Source organism: Celeribacter sp. HF31, assembly GCF_011806455.1.
Lineage (GTDB): Bacteria > Pseudomonadota > Alphaproteobacteria > Rhodobacterales > Rhodobacteraceae > Celeribacter.
This window is the reverse complement of sequence record NZ_JAATOT010000007.1, coordinates 138231-162632: the sequence shown is the minus strand read 5'-3', so window position 1 is coordinate 162632 and position 24402 is coordinate 138231. Positions and strand designations below refer to the sequence as shown.

24 protein-coding genes and 1 pseudogene are annotated in these 24402 nt (G+C 59.6%); 15 read left to right on the top strand and 10 right to left on the bottom strand.

Going from position 1 to position 24402, the window contains the following annotated elements:
* The first annotated feature begins 224 nt into the window (after nucleotides 1-224).
* Both HCZ23_RS15765 and HCZ23_RS15760 read left to right on the top strand, forming a co-directional pair.
* Complete coding sequence (locus HCZ23_RS15765; RefSeq protein WP_368487359.1) at nucleotides 225-2339, top strand: YjbH domain-containing protein; 2115 nt, start codon at nucleotides 225-227, stop codon at nucleotides 2337-2339.
* A complete protein-coding gene (locus HCZ23_RS15760; protein WP_167602701.1) occupies nucleotides 2336-2989 on the top strand; it encodes a YjbF family lipoprotein in 654 nt (217 codons plus the stop codon). Before HCZ23_RS15765 ends, HCZ23_RS15760 begins: the two co-directional genes overlap by 4 nt.
* A gap of 8 nt (nucleotides 2990-2997) precedes the next feature.
* Here the strand turns inward: HCZ23_RS15760 and HCZ23_RS15755 are convergent, their stop codons facing one another.
* Entirely contained in the window at nucleotides 2998-4011 is a 1014-nt protein-coding gene (locus tag HCZ23_RS15755) for a polyprenyl synthetase family protein (RefSeq protein WP_167602700.1), read from the bottom strand.
* Between the two features lie 59 nt (nucleotides 4012-4070).
* On the opposite strand from HCZ23_RS15755, the gene HCZ23_RS15750 reads away from it, so the two are divergent.
* From HCZ23_RS15750 to HCZ23_RS15740, 3 genes are all read left to right on the top strand, one after another.
* Entirely contained in the window at nucleotides 4071-4289 is a 219-nt protein-coding gene (locus tag HCZ23_RS15750; RefSeq protein ID WP_167602699.1) for a DUF2007 domain-containing protein, read from the top strand.
* Nucleotides 4286-5047 carry a methyltransferase gene (locus tag HCZ23_RS15745; protein ID WP_167602698.1) on the top strand — a complete coding sequence of 254 codons (762 nt, stop codon included), beginning with the start codon at nucleotides 4286-4288 and terminating at the stop codon, nucleotides 5045-5047. Before HCZ23_RS15750 ends, HCZ23_RS15745 begins: the two co-directional genes overlap by 4 nt.
* A gap of 135 nt (nucleotides 5048-5182) precedes the next feature.
* A complete protein-coding gene (locus tag HCZ23_RS15740; protein WP_167602697.1) occupies nucleotides 5183-5350 on the top strand; it encodes a YdcH family protein in 168 nt (55 codons plus the stop codon).
* A gap of 6 nt (nucleotides 5351-5356) precedes the next feature.
* On the opposite strand, the gene HCZ23_RS15735 is transcribed toward HCZ23_RS15740, so the two are convergent.
* The 4 genes from HCZ23_RS15735 to HCZ23_RS15720 form a co-directional block, all read right to left on the bottom strand.
* A complete protein-coding gene (locus HCZ23_RS15735) occupies nucleotides 5357-6223 on the bottom strand; it encodes a DMT family transporter (RefSeq protein WP_167602696.1) in 867 nt (288 codons plus the stop codon).
* 91 nt (nucleotides 6224-6314) lie between these two features.
* Complete coding sequence (locus HCZ23_RS15730; RefSeq protein ID WP_167602695.1) at nucleotides 6315-7037, bottom strand: beta-ketoacyl-ACP reductase; 723 nt, start codon at nucleotides 7035-7037, stop codon at nucleotides 6315-6317.
* 157 nt (nucleotides 7038-7194) lie between these two features.
* Nucleotides 7195-8370: an acetyl-CoA C-acetyltransferase gene (locus tag HCZ23_RS15725; protein ID WP_167602694.1), complete on the bottom strand. Its 1176-nt coding sequence runs from the start codon at nucleotides 8368-8370 to the stop codon at nucleotides 7195-7197.
* Nucleotides 8371-8533: 163 nt separating this feature from the next.
* Nucleotides 8534-9361 carry an EAL domain-containing protein gene (locus HCZ23_RS15720; RefSeq protein WP_167602693.1) on the bottom strand — a complete coding sequence of 276 codons (828 nt, stop codon included), beginning with the start codon at nucleotides 9359-9361 and terminating at the stop codon, nucleotides 8534-8536.
* Nucleotides 9362-9658: 297 nt separating this feature from the next.
* Here HCZ23_RS15720 and HCZ23_RS15715 point away from each other — a divergent pair, with 297 nt between their 5' ends.
* The gene (locus HCZ23_RS15715) at nucleotides 9659-11011 is read left to right on the top strand and encodes a PAS domain-containing protein (RefSeq protein ID WP_167602692.1); all 1353 of its coding nucleotides are present in this window, start codon (nucleotides 9659-9661) and stop codon (nucleotides 11009-11011) included.
* On the opposite strand, the gene HCZ23_RS15710 is transcribed toward HCZ23_RS15715, so the two are convergent.
* The gene (locus HCZ23_RS15710) at nucleotides 10956-11546 is read right to left on the bottom strand and encodes a TlpA disulfide reductase family protein (RefSeq protein ID WP_167602691.1); all 591 of its coding nucleotides are present in this window, start codon (nucleotides 11544-11546) and stop codon (nucleotides 10956-10958) included. The genes HCZ23_RS15715 and HCZ23_RS15710 overlap by 56 nt on opposite strands.
* Nucleotides 11547-11559: 13 nt before the next feature.
* Here HCZ23_RS15710 and argH point away from each other — a divergent pair, with 13 nt between their 5' ends.
* From argH to HCZ23_RS15690, 4 genes are read left to right on the top strand one after another with little or no spacing between them, the layout of a single operon-like run.
* The gene (gene argH / locus HCZ23_RS15705; RefSeq protein ID WP_167602690.1) at nucleotides 11560-12951 is read left to right on the top strand and encodes an argininosuccinate lyase; all 1392 of its coding nucleotides are present in this window, start codon (nucleotides 11560-11562) and stop codon (nucleotides 12949-12951) included.
* Nucleotides 12948-13112, top strand: a complete 165-nt coding sequence (locus HCZ23_RS15700) for a hypothetical protein (RefSeq protein WP_167602689.1) — start codon at nucleotides 12948-12950, stop codon at nucleotides 13110-13112. Before argH ends, HCZ23_RS15700 begins: the two co-directional genes overlap by 4 nt.
* A 38-nt stretch (nucleotides 13113-13150) precedes the next feature.
* Entirely contained in the window at nucleotides 13151-14416 is a 1266-nt protein-coding gene (gene lysA / locus HCZ23_RS15695) for a diaminopimelate decarboxylase (protein ID WP_167602688.1), read from the top strand.
* 59 nt (nucleotides 14417-14475) lie between these two features.
* Complete coding sequence (locus tag HCZ23_RS15690; RefSeq protein ID WP_167602687.1) at nucleotides 14476-17025, top strand: DUF4175 domain-containing protein; 2550 nt, start codon at nucleotides 14476-14478, stop codon at nucleotides 17023-17025.
* Nucleotides 17026-17037: 12 nt separating this feature from the next.
* Here the strand turns inward: HCZ23_RS15690 and HCZ23_RS15685 are convergent, their stop codons facing one another.
* On the bottom strand, nucleotides 17038-17970 hold the full coding sequence (locus tag HCZ23_RS15685) for a hypothetical protein (protein WP_254870338.1): 933 nt from the start codon (nucleotides 17968-17970) through the stop codon (nucleotides 17038-17040).
* A gap of 27 nt (nucleotides 17971-17997) precedes the next feature.
* Nucleotides 17998-18093: pseudogene (locus HCZ23_RS18360) on the bottom strand (zinc-ribbon domain-containing protein); the annotation flags it as partial.
* A 191-nt stretch (nucleotides 18094-18284) separates the two neighbouring features.
* Between HCZ23_RS18360 and HCZ23_RS15680 the strand changes: the two are divergent.
* Genes HCZ23_RS15680 through HCZ23_RS15665 form a run of 4 tightly spaced genes read left to right on the top strand, consistent with a single transcriptional unit; the run spans nucleotide 18285 to nucleotide 21235 of the window.
* Nucleotides 18285-18956 carry an ATP-binding cassette domain-containing protein gene (locus HCZ23_RS15680; protein WP_167602685.1) on the top strand — a complete coding sequence of 224 codons (672 nt, stop codon included), beginning with the start codon at nucleotides 18285-18287 and terminating at the stop codon, nucleotides 18954-18956.
* Nucleotides 18953-19852 (top strand): FtsX-like permease family protein, encoded by a 900-nt coding sequence (locus tag HCZ23_RS15675; RefSeq protein ID WP_167602684.1) that lies wholly within the window; start codon nucleotides 18953-18955, stop codon nucleotides 19850-19852. The genes HCZ23_RS15680 and HCZ23_RS15675 overlap by 4 nt, the downstream gene beginning before the upstream one ends.
* Nucleotides 19852-20595, top strand: a complete 744-nt coding sequence (locus tag HCZ23_RS15670) for a 1-acyl-sn-glycerol-3-phosphate acyltransferase (RefSeq protein ID WP_167602683.1) — start codon at nucleotides 19852-19854, stop codon at nucleotides 20593-20595. The genes HCZ23_RS15675 and HCZ23_RS15670 overlap by 1 nt, the downstream gene beginning before the upstream one ends.
* A 34-nt stretch (nucleotides 20596-20629) precedes the next feature.
* On the top strand, nucleotides 20630-21235 hold the full coding sequence (locus HCZ23_RS15665) for a pyridoxamine 5'-phosphate oxidase family protein (protein WP_167602682.1): 606 nt from the start codon (nucleotides 20630-20632) through the stop codon (nucleotides 21233-21235).
* Between the two features lie 59 nt (nucleotides 21236-21294).
* Here HCZ23_RS15665 and HCZ23_RS15660 read toward each other — a convergent pair whose 3' ends face one another.
* On the bottom strand, nucleotides 21295-22257 hold the full coding sequence (locus tag HCZ23_RS15660) for an acetyl-CoA carboxylase carboxyltransferase subunit alpha (RefSeq protein ID WP_167602681.1): 963 nt from the start codon (nucleotides 22255-22257) through the stop codon (nucleotides 21295-21297).
* Between the two features lie 127 nt (nucleotides 22258-22384).
* Between HCZ23_RS15660 and HCZ23_RS15655 the strand changes: the two genes are divergently transcribed.
* Nucleotides 22385-23224 (top strand): GyrI-like domain-containing protein, encoded by an 840-nt coding sequence (locus HCZ23_RS15655; RefSeq protein WP_217703230.1) that lies wholly within the window; start codon nucleotides 22385-22387, stop codon nucleotides 23222-23224.
* An 88-nt stretch (nucleotides 23225-23312) separates the two neighbouring features.
* On the opposite strand, the gene HCZ23_RS15650 is transcribed toward HCZ23_RS15655, so the two are convergent.
* Nucleotides 23313-24272: an L-malyl-CoA/beta-methylmalyl-CoA lyase gene (locus HCZ23_RS15650; RefSeq protein ID WP_066702574.1), complete on the bottom strand. Its 960-nt coding sequence runs from the start codon at nucleotides 24270-24272 to the stop codon at nucleotides 23313-23315.
* Nucleotides 24273-24402 lie beyond the last annotated feature (130 nt).

The following is a 24402-nucleotide window of genomic DNA, read 5'->3' as shown; positions in this document are numbered from 1 at the left end:
ATGGTTCAGGCCACGCACATCGAAAGCCGAGACTTCGATGCGGTTCGCCCAAGAGCTAAAGAAAATCCTTTATCAAATGTGAAAACCAGCGTGCGCAGGAGGCGCAACACGCTGCAATTCTGACACAGATCGTCTCAGAGGTGCCACTCAACTCAAGGTTGGGGTTCACAGAGAGTCCAGATCATCTATGCTGCAATGCAAAATCATCGCGTGTGGGTGGAACCGTGACCGTATTGCACAAAAGCTTCGGACTTTCGACCTCTCTGCTGATCTTGAGTATGGGCGCCGCTCAGGCTCAGGATGTTGAACTGCGTTTCCCCGTTTCGGAATTCGGGACCCCCGGCCTGATCGACATGCCGACGGGTGAGGTCTTCGAGGACGGCACGCTGCTTTTGTCCTCAGCCTTCCACAGCGGTGTTCAAAAATACAACCTGAGTTTCCAGCTTACGCCTCGTATCTTCGGCACCTTCCGCTATGCGATCGTGGACAGCTTTGATGGCGGCGATGACACGCGCTATGACCGCAGTTTCGATTTCGGGTATTTGCTGGCCGAGGAAACCGGGCTTCGACCCTCCATGGTTGTGGGGCTGCGCGATTTCGGGGGCACCGGCGTCTATGGCTCCGAATATGTCGCCGCGACCAAGCACTTCATGGAGGATCGCCTCTCTGTGACCGGTGGCATCGGCTGGGGGCGTCTAGGCAGCTACGGCGGGTTTCAGAACCCGCTGAGCTTTTTCTCCGACGCTTTTGACAACCGGTCCGAAAATCTCGGTGCGGGCGGCGATACCGGGCAATTGGATATCGATCAATGGTTCCATGGCGATGCGGCTCTGTTCGGCGGTTTCACCTATCAGATCAGTCCGCGCCTCTCTGTCGCGCTCGAATATTCCTCCGATGCTTATATCACCGAAGTCGCCAATGCCGGGTTCGAGCATAAGACACCGATCAATGCCGCGCTCTCTTATGGGCTCAAAAACGGCGGCGCCCTAACGGCTTATGCGCTGCATGGTTCCGAGATCGGGTTTATGGCCAGCCTCCCGATCCATCCGCAAAGACCGCAATATAGCAGCGGGATCGAAGACGCACCTCCCGCCCTTTTGCCGCGTCGCACCGCGGCCGCGCTGTCCTGGGATGAGGCCAGCATTCAAACCCGGAACAGCCGCACCTATGCCGCGCTTGAGGCCGAGGGGATCGCTCTTGAGGGCATTTCGGTCGCGGGCACCACCGCCACCGTGCGCTTCGCCAATGATCGCTACCCCGCGACGGCTCAGGCGCTTGGACGCACCGCGCGGGTTTTGGCCAACACCCTGCCGGCGGAGATCATGACCTTTCGTCTCGAAGCCACCGCGAACGGCATGACCACCTCGCGCACCACGCTGCGCCGGTCCGATCTCGAGGAGTTGGAATACGATCTGGATGGCACATGGCGGTCTTACGCGCGCGCCCGGATCGAGGATGCGCCCCGGACGGAAACCCAAGCCATCGCTGGGATTTATCCGAAATTCGACTGGCGCCTTACCCCCTATCTCGACCCGGCCCTGTTCGATCCCGACGATCCTGTGCGTGCCGACCTGGGTCTTCAGGCAGAAGCGTCCTTTACGCCCATGCGCGGTCTGATCTTTTCAGGCACAGTGCGTCAGCCGGTCGTCGGCAACCTCGATCAAAGCACGCGGCCTTCGAACTCTGTCCTGCCGCATGTGCGCACCGACAGCGTGTCCTATGCGACGCAATCCGACCTCGAGATCAAACATCTGACCGCGGAGTATTTCTTCCGCCCCGGCACAAACCTTTTTGGCCGCGTGACGGCGGGCTATCTTGAAACCATGTATGGTGGCGTCTCCGGTGAGGTGCTTTGGAAGCCCGTCAACGGGCCACTCGCACTGGGCGCCGAGCTCAACTACGCCAAGAAACGCGAGTTCGATCAGCTGTTCGGCTTTCAGGATTATGACATCGTGACCGGCCATGCCTCTGCCTATTATGACTTCGGCGGGGGCTATCTGGGTCAGGTCGATGTCGGACGTTATCTCGCGGGCGATTATGGTGCGACCTTCTCCTTGGATCGCGAATTCGACAACGGCTTCCGGGTCGGCGCCTTCTTTACCCTCACTGATGTCTCCTTCGATGATTTCGGCGAAGGCTCTTTCGACAAGGGCATCCGTTTTACGGTCCCGATCGATTGGCTCAGCGGTGCCGCGACGCAAGGCGGCTATGGCACGACGATCCGCCCGGTTCTTCGGGACGGTGGCGCGCGTCTTGATGTGCGCAATCGCCTCTATGAGGTCGTGCGCGGCTCTCAAACCAACGAGTTGGAAGACCGTTGGGGCAAGTTCTGGAGATGACCGACATGTTCCGCCGCATCCCTCTTTTTGCTGTTCTCTGCGCGGGGCTGGCCGCCTGTTCCTCCAACCCCGAGGATAGCCGCTTGCTCAAGGACTATTTTCAGGGCGCCGATGAGGCCGAGCCGAATGCCGCATTCGTGGCTGCACGGGACGCCAATGCGCCGACCTATATCGGCTCGCTGCAGACGCAAGATAACGCCTATACGCTGTTCGCCCGGCAAACCACCAATGCCAAAGGTGAATCCACCTGGGTGTCGCCGGACAACCTGTCTCTGGGGATGACCGATGGCATGATCATCGCGACCCGTGGCTTTGGCGACGATCAGATGGCGGCAGATGCGCGTCAGACCCTGGCCGCGCTCAAAGCGGGGCAAAACCGGATCACCGAGCATTTCGTCACCCGTCTCGATGGCGACAACCAGGCGCATACGCTCGCCTTCCGTTGCGACGTGGCGTTCCAAAAACAGGATGCCGTGCAACTGAGCGAAGCCTATACCGCCAACACAGATCTGTTCTTTGAGACCTGTCGGAACGGCGAGACGGATTTTGTGAATTTCTTTTGGGTCGAGCGTGGCAGCCGTCAGATCGTCCAGTCACGGCAATGGATCAGCGACGAAACCGGCGCCTTGGCGCTCCGTTTCGTCAAGTAATCAATCCGTTAGCGCACGCGGGCGACCACGTAATCGGCAATATCTGACAACATCTCGACAATCTCGCCTGCCGGCAGAGCCTTGAGCGCGTCCTTTGCTTTTGCGGACCATGCAAGCGCCACGTCGCGTGTGTCGTCCAGCGCGTTGTGCCGGTTCAACAGCGCAATCGCATGGTCGAGATCGCCGTCTTCCTGTTTGCCCTTCTCGATCGTGCGCACCCAAAAGGCGCGTTCTTCATCGTCGCCTTTGGCAATCGCCTTGATCAGGGGCAGGGTCAGTTTGCGTTCGCGGAAATCGTCGCCGATGTTCTTGCCGGTCTGCTCGGAGCCCCAGTAATCCAACAGATCGTCGACGATCTGGAAAGAAATCCCAAGCGCGTCGCCATAGTCGAACAGGGCTTTGACCATGGTCTCATCCGCTTCGGCCAGAACGCCGCCCACTTCGGTCGCGGCCGAAAACAGCGCCGCCGTTTTGCCGCGCACCACTTGCAGATAGATGCTCTCATCCGTCTTCAAATCCTGCGCTGCAGTGAGCTGAAGCACCTCGCCCTCGGCAATCGTCGCCGAGGCGTTTGACAGGATTTGCAGCACGCGCATGTTGTCCGCATCGGTCATCAACTGGAACGCACGGGCAAAGAGATAGTCTCCGACCAGAACCGAAGATTTGTTGTCCCACAACAGGTTTGCTGTCGGACGCCCGCGACGCTGAGCGCTTTCGTCCACCACGTCGTCATGCAACAGCGTTGCGGTATGGATGAATTCCACAGTCGCGGCGAGATGCACGTGATAGGGGCCGTCATAGCCACAGGCCTTCGCCGCCGCCAGCGTCAGCATCGGGCGCAGGCGCTTTCCGCCCGCTTCGATCAGATGCGCGGTCACTTCGGGGATACGTGGCGCGTGTTTCGAGGACATGCGGTCACGGATCAGGGCATTCACGGCGTCCAGCTCCGGCGCCAAAGCCAGGGCCAGTTTCTCATGCGGCTTGACGGCAGCTTTCTCCAGATCCACTTTCTCCAGCCCCATGTGCGATCCCCCGCTTGCTTTGCTCGACAAACCTTTCGGACTGCCGTTAAATCAACGTGATGAAACAGCTTCTCCGCACCACCGACCCGACCCAGATCGTTTATGCCAAAGCCCTTCTGTCCGGGGAGGATATAGACTGCTTTGAAATGGACGTCCATATGAGCGTCCTTGAAGGCAGTATCGGCATTTTGCCGCGCCGTCTCATGGTGCGCGACGATGACCTCACTCAGGCGCGCCGCATCCTCAAAGACAATGACTTTGAATTGGAGGATCTGTGAGCACGACAGCTGATCTGAGCTGTGACGCTTTTCTGGGTGGTCTGCTCAGCATCCATCAACCCGTCAAAGGGTATCGTGCCGGCGTCGATCCAGTCCTTTTGGCCGCGGCCACGCCGGCGCGCTCCGGTGAAAGCGTTCTGGAATTGGGCTGCGGGGCAGGTGTCGCCTCTTTGTGCCTGCAGGCGCGCGTTGAAAACCTACGCCTGACCGGGGTGGAGCTTCAGCCCTTCTACGCCGATCTCGCGCGCCGCAACGCCGAGGAAAACCGCGCGGATCTCTCTGTTTTCACGTCAGATTTACGGTATTTGCCGTCAGAGCTGCGCGCCCGGAGCTTCGATCACGTCATCGCGAACCCGCCCTATTACGAGCGCCGTCGCTCGACGGCAGCCGAGGATGCCGGGCGTGATCTGGCCTTGGCCGGAGAGACGCCTTTGGGCGACTGGGTCGATGTCGCTGCGCGGCGGCTCAAGCCCAAAGGGTATCTGACGATGATCCAGAAAGCGGATCGTTTGCCGGAGCTGATCTGCGCGATGGAGGGCCGCCTGGGCTCGATCCGGGTGCGCCCGATCCAGCCTCGTGTCGGGCGTGTCGCCGAGTTGGTTCTGATTCAGGCGCGCAAGGGTGGGCGGGCTGCCTTTGTCCTCGAGCCCGCGCTTCTAATGCACAAAGGCGTGCGTCACGAACACGATGGCGAGAGCTACGCTGACGATGTGTTAACGATTTTGCGAGATGGCGCGTCCTTGCCGTGGTCGGTTTAAGGTTTTGGCAATATTTCGCATGCGACCCTGTATTGGTCACATTGTTGCAAAAACAAGCCGTGACACGACTCAAAATCTATGGTGCACTTGTTACATAGCTTTTACAAAGCTGCACCCTAACAGAGAGGAGAAGACATGAGCTTGACGTCCCACATTGAGGAACTGAAGAAAAAGCACCAATCCCTCTCGGAGGCCGTGGAACACGCCCAGCGTTCGCCTGGTTCCGACGGCCTTCGGATCGCCGATCTGAAGAAACAGAAACTCCGTATCAAAGAAGAAATCGCCCGTCTGTCCACGACCTGAGGCGCTTTAGGACTGGGACTGGCGGCTTTGATAGGCGGCCAGCCCTGCGCCCGCTGTGATCAAAAGGGCTGAGACAATCAAGGTGGCGCGGGGTTCTGCGATCTTCGCGCCGACCAAAACAAGCGTGGACAGCAATGGCGCGGCATAGGACGCGGTTCCCAAAAGCTGAATATTCCCACGCTTCACCCCGATATCCCAGACATAAAACGCGGCGCCGACGGGCCCCAGCCCGAGCGCGATCATGCTTGCCCATCCAAGCTGGGTCGAGGGCCAGACTGTGTCTTCCAAGGCGAGATGCGCGATGAGCGACAGCACAGCCGTCGCGAGACAATAGATGGTGACGACCATGCTGGACACCGTTTGAAACCGGCGCGAGATCACCGAATAGCTCGACCAGGTCAGCGCGCAGGCCGCTGCGAGCAGGTAGCCCAGCGTATACTCCCCGGCAAAAGAGGCGCCTTTCGCAACGATGAGTGCGGCGCCAAGGAACGACACTGCAGCCCCCACCAGATGCAGCGGGCGCAGATGCTCTCCCGGCAGGAACCCCGAAAACAGCACGATCAGCAAAGGCCAGAGATAGGCGATCAGCCCGGCTTCGGCGGGCGGCGCGGCTTTGAGGGCGGAAAAATAGAGAAAGTGGTAGCCAAAAAGCCCCACGGTCCCAAAGGCATAGATCGACAGCGGCACATTGCGCAGCTCATGCCAGCGTTTGCTGACTGTCGTCCAGATCACCCCGATTGCGCCACCGATGGCAAAGCACACTGCATTGAGTTGCAAAGCGGGCACCTCGCGTGCGCCCACGGTGAAGAGCGCCAGAAGGGCCCAAAGCAGGACGGCGATAAATCCGATGGCGGTGGCGGTTGTTTTGGTCATGTCGGCGATTAAGGCGGATTTTTTCGGGAGAGCAATAAAAAAGGGGCCGCAATCATGCAGCCCCAATCGCTTATGGCTTTTGCAGTCCCGATCAGGTCAGATACTGACCGCCATTCGCGGTGATGGTCGAGCCGGTGATAAAACCGGCCTCGTCCGAGGCGAGGAACACAACGCAGCGCGCGATGTCTTCCGGCTCACCCAAACGGCCCACCGGGATGGTCGAAATGATCGACTCGCGCACTTTTTCCGGCACGGCCATGACCATTTCGGTCGCGATATAGCCCGGGCAGATCACATTCACGGTGATGCCCGCTCGCGCGCCTTCCTGCGCCAGTGCTTTGGTGAAACCGATGTCACCGGCTTTGGCCGCGGAATAGTTGGCCTGGCCGAATTGGCCTTTTTGACCGTTGATCGAGCTGATGTTGATCACGCGACCAAACTTGCGTTCGCGCATGCCCGGCCAGAGCGGGTGAGTCATGTTGAACACGCCCGACAGGTTGGTGTCCATGACCTCCTGCCACTGTTCGCGGCTCATTTTGTGGAACGGCGCATCACGGGTGATGCCCGCGTTGTTCACGAGGACGTCGACCGGCCCAAGGTCTGCTTCGACCTTGGCGATGCCTTCGGCGCAGGCGTCATAATCGGCGACGGACCATTTATAGGTCTTGATGCCGGTTTCCTCGGTGAATTTCGCGGCTGCTTCGTCATTGCCGGCATAGGTCGCGGCCACGGCGTAGCCAGCCTCTTTCAAGGCCATGGAAATGGCTGCGCCAATCCCGCGTGATCCTCCGGTCACAAGAGCGACTCTCGACATGATACTCCTCCTTATCAATAGTCTGTTGGCAATCTTATTATTAAAAATATTATGCATTCGCAACAATATTACTTATGCGGCCGCAGAATATTTTCAACGCTTCATCCAGCCTCACATAGCGAGGCTGGATGAAGGGGCCATGACGGCCCCCTCAAAATCAATCGCGCTCGAGGCAGACGGCCACACCCATGCCGCCACCGATGCAGAGCGTGGCGAGGCCTTTCTTGGCGTCGCGGCGCTGCATTTCAAAGAGCAGAGTGTTGAGAATGCGCGCGCCGGAGGCTCCGATCGGGTGACCGATGGCGATAGCCCCGCCGTTGACGTTCACGATGGCCGGGTCCCACCCCATATCCTTGTTCACGGCACAGGCCTGAGCCGCAAAGGCTTCGTTGGCCTCGACGAGATCCAGATCTTCGGCTTTCCAGCCGGCTTTCTCGAGCGCCTTGCGGGAGGCAAAGATCGGCCCGACACCCATGATCGACGGATCGAGACCGGCGGTGGCGTAGGACGCGATGCGGGCGAGCGGTTTGATGCCACGTTTCTCGGCGTTCTCAGCCGACATCAAAAGCGCACCGGCGGCGCCATCGTTGATGCCGGAGGCGTTGCCTGCGGTGACCGAGCCGTCGCGATCGAAGGCGGGGCGCAGTTTCTGCATGTTTTCAATGGTGGCGCCGTGGCGGATGTATTCGTCTTGGTCGACGGTGGTTTCGCCTTTGCGGGTTTTCACGGTGAAGGGCGTGATCTCATCTGCAAATTTGCCGGCTTTTTGAGCGGCTTCGGCTTTGTTTTGTGAGGCGAGAGCGAATTCATCCTGCATTTCGCGGGAAATCTGCCATTGGTTGGCGACGTTCTCGGCGGTGATCCCCATGTGATAGCCGTTGAACGCATCCCAAAGGCCGTCCTTGATCATCGAATCGATGAACTTCATATCGCCCATCTTGTGACCCGCGCGCAGGTTGGCGACATGGGGGGAGAGGGACATGTTTTCCTGACCACCCGCGCAGACGATCTCTGCATCCCCAAGCATAATGTGCTGTGCGGCGAGAGCGATGGTGCGCAGGCCGGAGCCACAGACCTGATTGATGCTCCACGCGGCCGATTCTTGCGGCAGGCCAGCGTTGATATGCGCTTGGCGCGCCGGGTTCTGGCCCTGACCAGCGGTCAAAACCTGGCCGAGAATGGTTTCGGACACTTCCCCCTTTTCGATGCCTGCACGGGCAACAAGCGCCTCAAGGACGCAAGCGCCCAGCTCATGGGCCGGGGTGTTGGCGAAGGAACCGGAAAAACTTCCGACGGCGGTCCGTGCTGCGGATGCGATAACGACGTTGGTCATGGTGACAATCTCTCTCCCATTGTTTTAAGGGGAGATTGCCCAAAGGGCGTGAAATTTGCAACAAAGTTGCTCGACTCCCCGCGTCAGGTCTATGCTGCGCGCGCAGCACAATCAACCTTCATCGGGGCTCTGAGGCGCTTTGCCGCCGTTTTTACGCCTATACTCAGCCTGTTTTGCGCTGTTCGTCACGATTGCGCCAAACTGGATCGATGGTCGCCGCGCCGAAATAGTGACCCTGCATACAGTCGATGCCGATTTCGGTCAGATACTCTGCGTCCGCAGAGTTTTCGACGAATTCGGCGACCGTATACATATCGAAATGTTTCGCGACAGAGACCAGAGCCTGAGTCAGCACCTGGTTGTCTGGATTCGAGGCAATGCCGCGGATGAATTCGCCGTCGATTTTCACGATATCGAAATAGAATTCCTTGAGATAGCGGAAGGCCGTGTAGCCTGCGCCGAAATCGTCCAAAGCAAAGGAGATGCCCATGGCTTGCAAGTCAGACATGAAGACGGACACAATATCCGGCATCACCATTGCTGAGCTTTCGGTGATTTCAAGAATGAGCCGTTCTGCAATGGTTGGCCCCTTGGCCAGGCCGGTCGTCAGCGTTTCCTTCCAGCGCGGATAGCCGATGGAGCGCGCGGACATGTTGATCGCCAGCCGCAGATCCGAATGTTCGTCAAGGGCTCGCAGGCCGAGTTCAAGGGCAAGACAATCGAGCTGTCGGCCGGTTTCGGTGGTTTCCGCCACATCGATGAATTCTCGGGCGGGAATCACGCGTCCGGTCTTGTCGAGCACGCGGATGAGGCCTTCGTAAAAGGCAGGTCGATCCGGGCGCAAGGTCTGGACGATAGGTTGATAGGCCAGCATCACCTGCTTTTTGCGCAAAGCCTCCTGGACCATATCCATGGTGTTCCGATCCCGGCTCGCGATCGCTGCAGACAGCGGGCTTCCCAAATCGTTATGGTCATAGAAAGAGTCGTTCATCCCGTCACCTTGTATCGCATTCGCATTGCAGGATTGAATTTGAACGGTTTGGGATAACGACGGGTAAATTGCCGAATTTGATAAGAAATGTCGTAAATAACTTATAAATTGCCTAAAGCATTGAGATATATGGCAGTTTGTATCTGAGCACGCTGATCGGCGTAATATGATTTAGATTTGCGTAGAATTGTCGGTTCAATATGTCGCAGCAATTTGCCTGAAGCCCCCCTGAGGTCAATCTGTCGCAGGCATCGCTTTTCATGAGAAATGTTGTGAAGGGCCGTCGGGTTTAACCAGATGGAAAGCAAGCTTTGGTTCTCTGTTGCAAACAGGACAATAGGAACTGACATGTCGCTCCAATATTCCACAACCAGCTTTGCTGCACATAAAGACGAAGCTCCATTTGAGATCGAAGAACTTTTCTTTTCGCGCACGGACGAGCGTGGTGTGATCGCAGCCGGCAATGAGGTCTTTCGGCGCATCTCCGGGTATTCTTGGGATGAACTCGTCGGCGCGCCGCATAAGGTCATCCGTCACCCTGATATGCCCAAGGGTGTTTTTTACATATTCTGGGAACGAATCAAAAAAGGGTTGGCCACTGGCGCCTATGTCAAAAACCGTGCCAAGGATGGCCGGTATTATTGGGTTTACGCCATCGTTTCCCCGATCTCAGGTGGCTATGTTTCCGTGCGCCTGAAACCAACGTCGAAAGTGTTCGATAGCGCCAAGGTTGCATATGCCGAATTTTTGAAATGTGAAGAAGAGGACGGCCTGACACCCGAACAAAGTGCGGTGGCCATCCGGGCGAAATTGCGCGACCTTGGGTTTCCCAGCTATGGGGCGTACAGTTCCTATGCGATCGCTCAGGAAATGCATGCCCGCGATCAAGCTTTGTCACGGTCTGAGGATGGTCGCCTGCAAAGTCTCAAAAACTTGCTTCCGACCCTGAAGTCTCTGGATGAGCAACAGCAATCCCTGTTCGCGTCCTTTGCCAAAATCCGGGGTATTCCCTCGAACATGCGGATCGTGGCCTCCCGACTTGAGCCGGCTGGTGGGCCGATTTCGGCGATTTCACAGAACTACCGTCTGATGTCTGATGAGGTGACGAACCATCTTGGTGGTTTCCGGGTCGAAAACGGAAGCCGTAGCTTGGCCGAATCCGTGATGGCGCGGGTGTATCAGGGGGTGTTCATGATGGCGGCCTCCCGTCTTCAGCGAGAGGTTAAGACTGTCGCTTCGGAAGCGATGACACGGGGGGCTGAAAAAGAAGGCTTTCACCATGAGGTGGAGGTACTGACCAAGCTTCTGGATGAGTACACGCTCGAATCGGGAAGTGTTTTATTGTCCGTTTTCAATGATGTGACCGCTTTGTCACGTTCCGCCAAGGACCTACGTCAACTGGTCACCGGGTTGGATTCGATCCGCGTGTTGTGTCGTGTCGAGGCAGGGCGTCTTGGGACGCAGTCTGCTTCACTGACTCCGGTCATTGATCAGCTCGACACATTTCATGTCGAGATCGACAAGACGTTGGAGCACATTTTGGAACTGGCCGACAAAATCAAAACCCTCGTCGAGGGGGCCATGCCACGTAGCTTTAATGGCTCTCTTCAATATCATGCGACGACGGAGCGTCCGTCACATAGGACATGATCGCCTGAGCGGAGGGGGAAAACCACTCTGCATCACCGGTCATCCGCGCGATCTCTTGGCCTTCGGGTGAAATCAGGATGGAGACAGGGAGACCCAAAACCCCCATCTCACGCGCCATGGCGCCTTTGGCATCGACGCGCAGGGGGAGGGTCTTGATTTCCGCCTTCTCAAAAAAACTCTTTAGGGCAGGAACCGGATTGTGACCTGTGGCAATCGGCAGGACGGTCAGACCGCGGTCGCCGAATTCCGCAGACAACGCATCTAGCGCAGGCATTTCCTTGCGACAGGGGGCGCACCAGGTGGCCCAAAAGTTCAAAAGCACATACTGCCCCTGATAGTCCGCAAGCGTTTCTTCATTGCCGTCGAGGTCCGCAAAGGGCAGGGCGCTGACCTCTTTCGGCTCCGAATGAAACCCCAGTTTCTGCATGCTGCCTTCGCGCAGAGCCATCACTGCGTCCAGATCAAGCGCGGTGGCAGGAATTGCACCCAGGCTCAGGGCCGTATAAAGGGTGGCGACAATCAGCTTTTTCAACATGCGGGACACGTCCATGACCGATAAGAAATCAAACGCGATGTGGGGCGGCCGGTTCGCTGCCGGACCTGACGCCATCATGGAAGCCATCAACGCCTCCATTGATTTCGACAAACGGCTGGCCTCCCAAGATATCGCAGGCTCACGCGCCCATGCGGCAATGCTCGCCAAACAGGGCATCCTTACCGATACCGATGCCGAGGCCATTCGGGAAGGCCTGCTCACGGTATTGTCAGAGATCGAGGCGGGTGAGTTCACCTTTTCCACCGCACTCGAAGACATCCATATGAATGTCGAAGCGCGCCTCAAAGAGATCATCGGCGAGGCCGCCGGGCGTCTGCACACGGCGCGCTCGCGCAACGATCAGGTGGCGACCGATTTCAAACTCTGGACACGTGACCAATTCGACGCCGCAATTTCCGGCATCGAGGCGCTGATCCGTGCCCTGATCGTTCAGGCCGAGGCCGGTGCCGATTGGGTCATGCCGGGCTTCACCCACCTGCAAACGGCGCAACCGGTGACCTGGGGTCACCACATGATGGCCTATGTCGAAATGCTGGGCCGCGACCTGTCGCGCTTTAAAGACGCCCGCGCCCGGATGAACGAAAGCCCGCTGGGGTCTGCAGCGCTCGCAGGCACCGGCTTCCCGATCGACCGTCACATGACGGCAGAGGCGCTGGGCTTTGATCGCCCGACGGCGAACTCTCTCGATGCCGTGGCGGATCGCGATTTTGCGCTCGAGTTCCTGTCCTGTGCTTCGATCTGCGCCATGCACCTGTCGCGTTTTGCCGAAGAGCTGGTGATCTGGTCCTCCGCCCAGTTCCGCTTTGTGACGCTCTCGGATCGCTTCTCCACCGGCTCGTCCATCATGCCGCAAAAGAAAAACCCCGATGCCGCGGAACTGATCCGCGCCAAGATCGGGCGCATTTTCGGCGCCAATGTCGCGCTGATGACGGTGATGAAGGGGCTTCCGCTCGCCTATTCCAAGGACATGCAGGAAGACAAAGAGCAAGTCTTCGACGCCGCCGATAACCTTATGCTGGCGCTCGCTGCGATGACCGGCATGGTGTCTGACATGACCGCCAATATCGACAACCTGCGGGCAGCCGCCGCCTCAGGTTTCTCCACGGCGACCGATCTTGCAGATTGGCTGGTGCGTGAGGCGGGGCTGCCGTTCCGCGATGCGCACCACGTCACCGGCGCACTTGTCGCCATGGCGGAGAAAAAAGGCGTCGATCTGCCGGATTTGAGCATTGATGAGATGAAATCCGTTCACGACGCCATCACAACAGGCGTTTACGATGTCTTGACGGTTGAAAACTCTGTCGCTTCTCGCACAAGCTACGGGGGGACCGCGCCCGCTCAGGTGCGCGCGCAGGTCAAGCGTTGGAAAGAGGTGCTTGGATGAAACGTGTTGTGATGTTGCTGATGCTGACAGGTCTGGCCGCCTGCGGTGTGGATGGTGAGCCGGTGAAGCCGGATGTTGGCATGTCGACCACCGTGGGTGTGAATTCCCGTGGCGGCTCCTACACGGACACCTCCATCAATATCCATTTCCCGGCCAATTAATTCCTGCGCCGGACGCGCTTATCGAAAGACCTCCTCTTATGGATCACTTCCTCTACAAAAACGGCGTGCTAAACGCCGAAGACGTCCCGGTGTCTGAAATCGCGGCGCAGGTCGGCACGCCGTTCTATGTCTATTCCACGGCCACGCTGACCCGGCATTTCACCCTCTTCGACGAGGCGCTGTCTGGGATGGATCACCTCGTGTGTTTCGCGATGAAGTCAAACTCGAATCTCGCCGTTCTCAAACTCATGGGCGAGTTAGGCGCAGGCATCGACGTGGTCTCCATCGGCGAATATCTCAAGGCGAAAGCGGCGGGTGTTCCGGGCGAGCGCATCGTGTTTTCGGGCGTCGGCAAAACCCGTTCCGAAATGCGTCAGGCTTTGGAGGGCGGTATTCGCCAGTTCAACGTGGAAAGCGAACCGGAGCTTGAGGCTCTGAATGAGGTCGCTATGGCGCTGGGGGTCAAAGCCCCCATCGCGCTCCGCATCAACCCGGATGTCGACGCCAAGACGCACGCGAAAATCGCCACCGGCAAATCCGAGAATAAATTCGGCATTCCGATTGCCGCGGCCCGCGAGGTTTACGCCCGCGCCGCCAAGATGGACGGCATCGACGTGGTCGGCATCGACGTGCATATCGGCTCGCAGCTGACGCAGCTTGAGCCTTTTGAGCAGGCCTTCACCAAGGTCGCCGAGCTGACCGAGACACTGCGCGCCGATGGCCACAACATTCGCCGTCTCGATCTGGGCGGCGGGCTTGGCATTCCCTACGAGCGCTCCAACGAAGCGCCGCCGCTGCCCGTTGAGTATGGTGAGATGATCCAGCGCACCGTCGGACATCTGGGCTGCGAGATCGAGATCGAGCCTGGTCGCTTGATTTCGGGCAATGCGGGCATTCTTGTGTCCTCCGTCATCTATCTCAAACATGGCGAGGGCCGTGATTTCCTGATCGTGGACGCGGCGATGAACGATCTTGTGCGCCCCTCGATGTATGACGCTTATCACGACATCATTCCGGTGTTCGAACCTGCGGCCGCCGCCGAACAGGCACCGATCGACATCGTCGGTCCGGTCTGTGAGACGGGCGACACCTTTGCCAAGGCGCGCAACATGCCGAAGCTCAGCGAAGACGATCTGGTCGCTTTTCGGTCCGCCGGGGCTTATGGCGCAGTGATGGCGTCGGAATATAATTCCCGTCCACTCATTCCGGAGGTTCTGGTGAAAGGCGATCAATTCGCTGTCATCCGGCCGCGTCCGAGCTATGACGAGATGATAAATCGCGATAGCATCCCTGTGTGGCTCTGACGCCTGCGCGGTTCGGCGCGGGTGTTTCGAACGAAAACTGAACCGCCGAATCGAGATGTATGGAACCTGACCGCGACCCAGCTCGACACCTGACGGAGACGCTCGACCGCCCGCTCGCGCGGCGCGTGTCCACTGCGCTGCTTGCGACGGGCGCCGGGCTCGTTGTTGAGCGTCTGGCGCAGGCTTTCTGGCCGGCGTTTTCTCTCGTGGTGTTCGCGGTCGGCCTCGCCATGTTGGGCGTGCAAGACGCGCTTCCGCTTGGGGCGCTTTGGGTCGTGATTGCCGTCTTTGGCCTTGCTCTCATCCTGTCTCTTGTCTTCGGCCTTCGCCGTCTGCGGCTCCCGGCACAGGGAGAGGCCATGGCGCGCGTCGATGCGCATCTGCCGGGGCGACCGTTGCAGGCGCTTTCCGATCACGCGCTGGTCGGCGCGGGTGATGCAGCCTCTGAGGCGATCTGGACCGCCCACCGCAACCGCATGATCCAAAGGCTGGCGCCGATCCGCGCCGTCGCCCCGACGCTCAACCTTGCGCCGCGCGACCCGTTTGCGCTCAGGCTCATCGCCCTGACGACCCTGGGCATGGGGCTTGTGTTCGGCTCGTTTGAGAGGATGGGCTCCGTCACCGATCTCGGCGACACGGGGTCTGAGGTCGCGATGGGGCCGATTTGGGAAGGCTGGGTGCGCCCGCCTGCCTATTCCGGCAAACCGACGCTTTATCTGGGCGATCTCGATCCGAATTTCGAGGTGCCGAAAGGCGCCGATGTGACCCTGCGGTTTTATGGCGAAGACGGTGTGTTGACCCTGCGCGAAACCGTCTCCGGCGATGCGCCTGCGGATCGTCCTGATTTTCAAATCGAACAGCCCGGCGAGATCGAGATTGACGGCCCCACCGGGCGGCTTTGGGATGTGGCGTTGCAGCCGGATACGCCCCCCGTGGCCGAACTCACTGGTCCGATGACACGCGCCCCTTCGGGCGAAGCCCGACAGGAGTTTCGCCTCACCGACGACTTCGGCATCAGCCGCGCTATCCTGACAATCACCCGCGATCTCGACGCAACCGCAAGGCAATATGGCTATGTCCTGCCGCCCGAACCGCGCGAGGAAATTTCGGTGCCGGTCATGTTGCCGCAAACCGGGGATCGCCATGAGATCGAGGGGCTGATCGCGGAAAACCTCGCCCAGCATCCCTTTGCGGGGCTGCCCGTGCGCCTGTCGCTGAGCGCTTGGGACGAGGCGGGTCAGGAAAGCACGGCGGCTCTCGCGGAGAGCGTCCTGCCGACGCGGCGGTTCTTTGACCCGTTGGCGGCGGCCATCGTGGATCAGCGGCGCGAGCTGTTGTGGAACCGCGAAAATGCAACGCGTGCGGCGCAGGTTCTGCGCGCGGTCTCGGTGAACCCCAGCGAAGTGTTTGACGAGATGACAAGCTACATCCGCCTGCGCGAGGTGATCGGTCAGATCGAAGGGCGCGATGGGCTTTTGAGCGACGAACAGGTCGAGGAGATCGCCGCGACGCTTTGGGACATCGCGCTCGATTTGGAAGATGGCGAGCTGAAAGAGGCGCTGGCCCGGTTGCAACGTGCGCAGGAGCGTCTGAGCCAAGCGATGCGCGACGGCGCCACGCCCGAGGAGATCGAAGAACTGATGCAGGAGCTGCGCGAGGCGACCCGCGATTACATGCAACAACTCGCCGAACAGCAGGGTCCCGAAGAAGACGGCACGGATATGCCCGATCAGGGGCAGGACCAAGGCCAACAGATCACCCAGGATCAGTTGCAGGAATTGATGGACCGCATTCAGGAGCTGATGGAGCAGGGCCGCATGGCCGAGGCGCAGCAGCTCATGGATATGCTGGCCGAAATGCTGGAGAACATGCGGGTGACCCAGGGCCAGGGGCAGGGCGGCCAAGGCAATCAGGGCATGCAAGGCCTGCAAGACACGCTGCGCGATCAACAGGAGCTGAACGACGACACCTTCTCCGATCTGCAAAACCAGTTTGGTGAGGATCAGCCCGGTCAAGAGGGGCAGGGTCAAGATGCTCCGTCCGGTCAGGACAGTGGCTCAGAGGGCCAAGGCCAGAGCCAGGGTGAAAATCAGGGTGAGGGCTCTGGTCGGGATCAAGGCACGCTGTCCGAACGGCAACAAGCCCTGCGCGATGCACTGCGCCAGCAACGCCGCAACATTCCGGGTGGTCAAAGTGGCGGCGAAGACAGCCTCGGCGGCGCCTTGGACCGTGCGGATCGTGCCATGGAAGAGGCCGAGCGGGCGCTGCGCGAGGGCGATCTCTCCGGCGCGCTCGACGGTCAGGCCGAGGCGATGGAAGCGCTGCGTGAAGGCATGCGCCAGCTCGGCGAGCAACAGGCGCAACAGCAACAAGATCAAGAGGGCCAAGACGGCCAAGGCAACTCGGGCGGTGAACCGCAGGGACGTGATCCCTTGGGGCGCAGACCCGGTGACACGGGGCGTTTTGGGTCCGATGAGGAGTTTTACGAGGGCGAGGATGTGTACCGCCGCGCCGAAGAGCTTTTGGACGAAATCCGTCGTCGCACCGAGGATCGTGAGCGCACGGCGGAAGAGCGCGATTACCTCAACCGTCTGCTCGATCAGTTCTAAAGATTTGAAATCTCAGGTGCCGCTGATCTGGCCCAAGAGCGCGGTCAATCGCGCGCTGGCCCCGGCCAGAAGCTGATCCAGCCAGCCGCGGAATCCATTCGCCAGAATGATGTAGGACTCCATCACGCCCGCAAGTGCGGGCACTTTGGAGGCGATCATGGGAGCGAGAAGGTAGAGCACCACAAGGACAACTGCCGTCAGCACCAGCGCCAGAAAGACGCTGCGAAAGCCGGACCGTTCGGCACGGGTGCGACGGGTGTCCTCGTCCGGGACCGTGCCATCTTCGTCCCGCTCAGACGCGGCGCTGAGCGTCGAATTGATTTCCTCGATGTCGGGCAAAAGATCGCGCCGCTTGCCGCTGGCCGCCGCGACACCGCCCGCGATGATGCCGGGGTCCGAGGGGTCCAACCCGCGCAGACGCGCCATGCGGTCGCGCAAGCTTTTCTTGGCGGCGTCCTGAGCCGGCTCTTCCAGCCCGAGATCGGGTTGGGTTTCCAGCGTTTCACCTTCGCTATGGCGCATGGACTGATCGAATTCGACCTCGGCGCGCAGGATGTCACGAACGCTGTCCTTCAGCGCGGAACCGGGCTGCGCGGCGACTTCGGGTTCGTTCTCATCTTCTTCTTCGAACGGTGGTTCGACGGGTTCCTCGACCTCTTCGATCTCGTTGGTCTCAAAGCTCTCTGTCTCGATGGATGTCCCGATCGGCTCAGGGGCTTCTTCAGGCTCTGGTTCCGTCTGAGGCAAGTCTTCGGTCTCATCTTCAGCCTGCGTCAGCGCAGAGACAGCATCCTCAATGTCGGTCGCTCTCTCCTCGGCTTCGGCCAAGGGGTCAGGCGCCGTCTCAAACTCGGGAACCTCCGGCGCGGCATCTGCACTCTCGTCAAGAGCGTCGTCCTCATGCGGGACTTCATAGCCCAGCTCATCGGCCAGCTCGTTGTCCATATGCGCAGGGTTCTGAAACCAGGTGTGCCCGCAGTTTGAACATTGCACGTCACGGCCCGTGTCAGGTATGACACGCGCATCGACCTCATATTGAGCTCCGCAATTGGGACAAATTAACCGCATTTCTTCCCCTGCCGCACAGATAGGCGCGTGCTCCCCCAAGCATAATCGCGCTGTTTTTCGGAATTCTTAACGTTCAGAGGGAGATTGTCCATGTTTTTGCGACAGTTGCATTGAAAGGTTTTGACCGGTGAGGCAAAACTGTCGCGAAGAGGCGGCGCGGAAAAAACGGGATGGGTTTGCAGAGGTGACATGTGATCGAGTTTCATGATGCAGGCTACGGCTACGGCGGGCGAGAGCTTTTGACAGAAATGTCCCTGACGCTGGCGCCGGGGTCGTTTCATTTCCTGACGGGGCCGTCGGGGGCCGGGAAAACCACCTTTCTTAAACTGTGTTACCGCGAGCTTCAGGCCACCGCCGGACGCGTGTCGATCTTTGGCGAAGACACCCGCCAGATGGAACGTGACGAGGTGGCCGAGTTGCGACGTCGGATCGGTGTTGTCCATCAGGATTGCCAGTTTCTCGATCATCTGAGCTTGGTTGAAAACGTCGCGCTTCCGCTTTCCGTGTCGGGGCGCGATCGCGATGATCAGGATCTGGACGATCTGTTGAACTGGGTCGGTCTGTCGGAGCAAGCCAAGGCGCGTCCACCCGAATTGTCCGGCGGTGAACGTCAGCGTGCCGCACTTGCGCGCGCCGTGATCATGTCGCCGGAGATCATCTTGGCGGATGAACCCACCGGCAACGTCGATTGGGAGATGTCCCTGCGTCTGTTGCAATTGTTGATTGAACTCAATCGCATGGGCAAAACCGTGGTGATCGCCACCCATGACCTGCACCTCATTCGTCAGGCCAAGGCCCAGGTGCAAGCCCGCGTGTTGCGGATTTCCAATCGCCGCATTCAGCAATCGGGGGCGGATCTGTGAAAACCATTCTCTTGCCCTTTCTGAATTTTACCGAAACGACCTCGGGTCGCGTGGTGCCGCCTTCCGGTTTTACCGCGCAGCTGACCGTGATCACGGCGGCGGCCATGGCCTTTCTCGCGGTCTTTGCGCTGGCCTTGTCTATGGCGACGGGGCGTTTGGCAGATCGCTGGGGCACCGAGTTGGCGCGCGGGTCTACCGTGCGCATTTCCGCTCCCGCCGATCAGATCGAGGCGCAAACCGCCGCCGCCCTCAAGGTCTTGGACACCACACCGGGCGTGCGTGAAGCGCGGCTCTTGACCGCCGAGGAAGAGACCGCCCTGTTGGAGCCCTGGTTCGGTCCCGATCTGCCGCTCGACACGCTGTCTTTGCCGGTGTTGATCGATGTTCAGGAGACTTCCGATGGTTTCGATGCCGAAGGCCTGCGTTTGCGTCTGGCGGGCGAAGCGCCGGGGGCCGTGCTCGACGATCACACCCGTTGGCGACGCCCTCTGGTGCACGCTGCCGAGCGTCTGCGCCTTTTGGGCGTGGTGTCCCTTTTGTTGATCGCGGGCGTCACCGGTGGCATGATCACTCTGGCCGCGAACGCCGCTCTGGCCGCTACGGCGCAGGTGATCCGCACCCTGCGTCTCGTCGGCGCCACGGATCGCTTCATCGCCAGCGCCTTTGTGCGTCGCTTTACCTTCCGTGGGTTTTCTGGCGCTGTGATAGGCACGTTCTTTGGTATGATCGCCATCGCACTTTTGCCAAGCGCTGATGAAGCGGGTGGCTTCTTGACGGGTCTCGGCTTTTCCGGGATGCAATGGCTCTGGCCCCTGTTGATCCCCGCTCTGGCCGCGCTCGTGGCCTTTGTGGCCACGCGGGTCGCCGCAACCCAAACCCTGAGAAGGCTCATGTGATGCCCTATCCGATCCAGTGGATTTTGTCCCTGATCTTCGTGATCCAGATGTATCTGGCGATGGCCCTTTTGGCGATTGTCTTCACGCCTCTGGCCATCCTCAAACGCGAATATGCCTATCTGGCCTGCTGGACCTATTGCCACTGGGTGCGCCTGTCCGCGCGTTTTCTCGTGGGTCTCAAGTCCGAAATCCGGGGCGACGTGCCCACCGACGAGGTGCTGATCGGCGCGAAACACCAGAGCTTTTTCGACATCATCCTGATTGTCTCGGCGGTGCCGCGTCCGAAATTCATCATGAAAAAGCAACTCGTATGGACCCCCATCGTGGGCTATTACGCCAAGCGCATCGGCTGCGTTGCCGTGGATCGTGGTAAACGTGGTCAGGCGATCAAAAAGATGATCGCGGACGTGAAATCAGGCGCCTCTCTGCCCGGTCAGCTGATCATTTTCCCACAAGGCACCCGTGTCGCGGCGGGCGCGCATCTGCCGTATAAAATCGGCACCGGCGTGCTCTATGAACAGACCGGACAGCCGCTTGTGCCTGCTGCCACCAATGTGGGCGTGTTCTGGCCGCGCCATGGCATCTATCGCAAACCGGGCCTTGCTGTGGTGGAATTTCTGCCCCGGATCGAGGCGGGTCGCGAGATGAAAGAGGTGATGGCGGAACTGGAGACCACCGTTGAAAGCGCCTCGGATCGGTTGATGTCCGAGGCTGGATTCGAGGTTTCGGTCAAAACGTCATAGATCAGTGATCTTGTCGGGCTAAATGGAGGGCATGATGAAACCTGTCACAGACATCTCCGATCTTGAAGCCCTTTATGGCACGCCGGGGCCTGCCGCCACCGACAAGATCGCGCGCCGCATGACGCCGGAGTTTCGTGTCTGGCTCGAACGCTGCCGCTTTTGCATCCTCTCCACTGTCGGCCCCGAGGGCACGGACGCCACACCGCGCGGCGACAAAGATCCGGTGCTGCGCGAATTGGACCCCGGCACGCTCGTGCTGCCCGACTGGATGGGCAACAATCGCATCGACAGTCTGCGCAACATCGTCCGCGACCCGCGCGCCTCTCTCATGCTCTTTGTGTCCGGCTCGAACAATGTGGTGCGGATCAACGGGCGCGCTTTCGTGACGCTGGACGACGAGCTGCGCCAGTCCTTTGACGTGAATGGCAAACATCCGCGCTCCGTCATCGTCTTTGAAATCAAGGAGATTTACACCCAATGCGCCCGCGCCCTGATGCGAGCCGGGCTTTGGGACGGGCGCGACGACAGCGAGGGCCTGCCGAGCGTCGGACAAATCCTTGCGGCTCTCACCGAAGGCCGGGTCGGTGGCAAAGCCTATGACGAGGACTGGCCCGAACGCGCCGCAAAAAGCATGTGGTAAAAAAGGCCGCGCTTCTCGCACGGCCTCTTCATTGCAGATCAAATACTCAAAAATGAGCCTTACGCAGCCAGACCCTTCGACCCCATCTCAAGGAACTTCTTGCGACGGTCCTTGAGGATGGTCTCCGGCTTTTTCTTTTGCAGCGGGGCGAGCATGGCTTCGATCGCTTTGCCGACGGCGGCAATCGTCGCCTCACGGTCGCGTTGCGCGCCGCCCAGCGGTTCGGGGATGATCTGGTCGATCACACCGAGTTTCTGCAAATCCTGTGCGGTCAGGCGCAGCGCTTCGGCGGCCTCGCGCATTTTCTCGGCGTCTTTCCAGAGGATCGAGGCACAGCCCTCCGGCGAAATCACCGAGTAGACCGAATGTTCGAGCATCGCGAGCTTGTTGGACGACGCGAATGCAACCGCGCCACCAGAGCCGCCCTCGCCAATAATCACGGAAATCATCGGCACTTTCAGTTTGAGACATTTCGCGGTGGATTGCGCGATGGCCTCCGACTGTCCGCGCTCTTCTGCGCCCTTGCCCGGATAGGCGCCGGGGGTGTCGACAAGCGCAATCACAGGCAGGCCAAAACGATCCGCCAGATCCATCAAGCGGATGGCTTTGCGATAGCCCTCGGGGCGGGCCATGCCGAAATTGCGTTCGATGCGGGATTTGGTGTCATGGCCTTTTTCCTGACCGATCACCACCACGGGCTGATCGTTAAACCGCGCCAGGCCACCCATGACAGCGTGATCATCGGCAAAGTTCCGGTCGCCGGCCAGCGGCGTATATTCGGTGAACAGCGCCTCGATATAGTCCTTGCAATGCGGCCGGTCGGGGTGGCGCGCGACCTGACATTTGCGCCAGGGCGTCAGACCCTTGTACAGATCCTTGAGCATATCCGCGGCTTTCTTGTCCAAAGCGGCGGCTTCTTTTTCGACGTCCATCTCTTCGTTGCTGCGGGCCAAGGCACGCAATTCTTCGGCTTTGCCCTCGATCTCGGCCAAGGGTTTTTCGAATTCGAGATAGTGAGTCATGCGGACCTCCGAACGGTTTCGACCCCGTATATGGCTATTTTCGCGCGCGGGTGCAACTCAGCAAGATTTGTGATCTGCTGAAACGGTATCTCTCCCACCAAGGACATGTTGAAAGGAAACGGCAAAAATGGTGCGGCACGCTTATGAAGATCGGCTCTTGCGGGTTTTGGACTATGTCTATGCCCATCTCGATGGCGATCTTTCGCTCGACACTTTGGCGGATGTCGCGGCCTTGTCCCGGTTTCATTTCCATCGGGTGTTTTCGGCGATGACCGGCGAGACGGTGGCGGGGTTCATCCGGCGGGTGCGGCTTTACAAGGCCTCGCATCTTCTGGTGCGCGGCGAAGATGAGATCGAGTGCATCGCGCAGCTTTGCGGCTATCCTAATCCGCGCAGTTTCGCCCGTGCTTTTCAGGATGCCTTTGGACTGACGCCCACCGCCTTTCGGGCGCGCGGCGTCGACATGCCGCCTCTGCGGCTCACGGAAAAAGGAGACTACGTTATGTATGAGATCACGATCGACGACCGGGCACCTGCGCCTTTCGCGGGTGTTGCCCATAAAGGCGATTATATGGAGATCGGACAGGCGTTCGAAGTGGCTGCCAAAACCGCCCTGTCGCGGGGGATGGGGCCGGTGCTTGGGCCGATGGTCGGGGTGTATTTTTCCAACCCCGGTGAGGTGCCGGTTGAAGAGATGCAAAGCATGGCGGGGTTCATCCTGACGGGGGACGCGACGCTTGAGCCGCCGCTCGAACCCTTCGCACTCTCGGGCGGACGCTATGCCGTGCTGCGTCATGTCGGGCCCTATACCGGGCTGCGTCAGGCCTATGATTACCTCTACGGCAAATGGTTGCCCGAAAGTGGTGAGGAGCCGCGCGATGGTCCGCCGTTCGAGATCTACGAGAATACGCCGATGGACACTTCCCCGGAGGAGTTGGTGACGCTGATCTGCGCGCCGATCAGCTAAAAGAAACGCCCCGATGCCTGTGCCTCGGGGCGTTCTCACCTCAACGACCGTGCCTCCCCGCACGGACGGAGGGGATTAACGGAGGGGATTAGCTGTTCGCGATCAACTCGGACTGGGCCACGATGACTTCGGCTTGTTTGATCGACGCAATATCGACCAGTCGGCCTTTGTACACGGTGGCGCCTTCGCCATTCGCCTTGGCCTGTTCCATGGCGGCAAGGATTTCGCGGGCTTCGGTGACGGCCTCCTCGGACGGGGTGAACACCTCATTGGCGAGCGCGATCTGTTTCGGGTGGATCGCCCATTTGCCGACCATGCCAAGCGTCGCGGAACGCCGCGCCTGTGCCCTGTAGCCTTCGTCATCGGAGAAATCGCCAAAGGGACCATCGACCGGCAGCACGCCGTGGGTGCGACAGGCGGCGACGATGGCGGCCTGTGCCCAATGCCACGGGTCGGAGTAATGCCGGGTGTCGCCGTGCAGCATGTAGTAATTCTCCTGCGTGCCGCCGATGCCGGTGGTTTGCATGCCCATCGAGGCCGCGAAATCCGCCGCCCCAAGGCTCATGGCCACGAGACGCGGAGAGCTGGCTGCGATCTCTTCGACATGGGCGATGCCGGCGGCGGATTCGATGATGACTTCGAAATTGATCTTTTTCGTGCGGCCCTTGGCGCGCTCGATGGCGGTGACCAGCGCGTCGACCGCATAGATGTCTTCGGCGCAGCCCACCTTCGGGATCATGATCTGATCGAGCCGCTCGCCCGCCTGTTCCAAGAGGTCCACGACATCGCGATACCAATAGGGCGTGTCGAGCGAGTTGATGCGGACGGCGAGGGTTTTCTTGCCCCAATCAATCGTGTTGATCGCCTCGATGATATTGGCGCGGGCCACGTCCTTGTCGGAGGGCGCCACGGAATCTTCGAGATCGAGATTGATCACATCCGCTGCGGAGGCGGCCATTTTCGGGAAGAGTTTCGTGTTCGATCCTGGGCCGAACAGCTGACAGCGGTTCGGGCGATCCACGGGGGTGGGTTGGAGTCGGAAGGACATTGGTGCTCCTCTCGCAATGATATTTCCAAAACGTCGAATGCATTGTTATTATCTTGCGCGATCTGTGGCAAGGAGGTTTTTGCGCCTGCGGCATATCCCGTCTCTTGCCGAAAAATAAAGTTTTCAAACT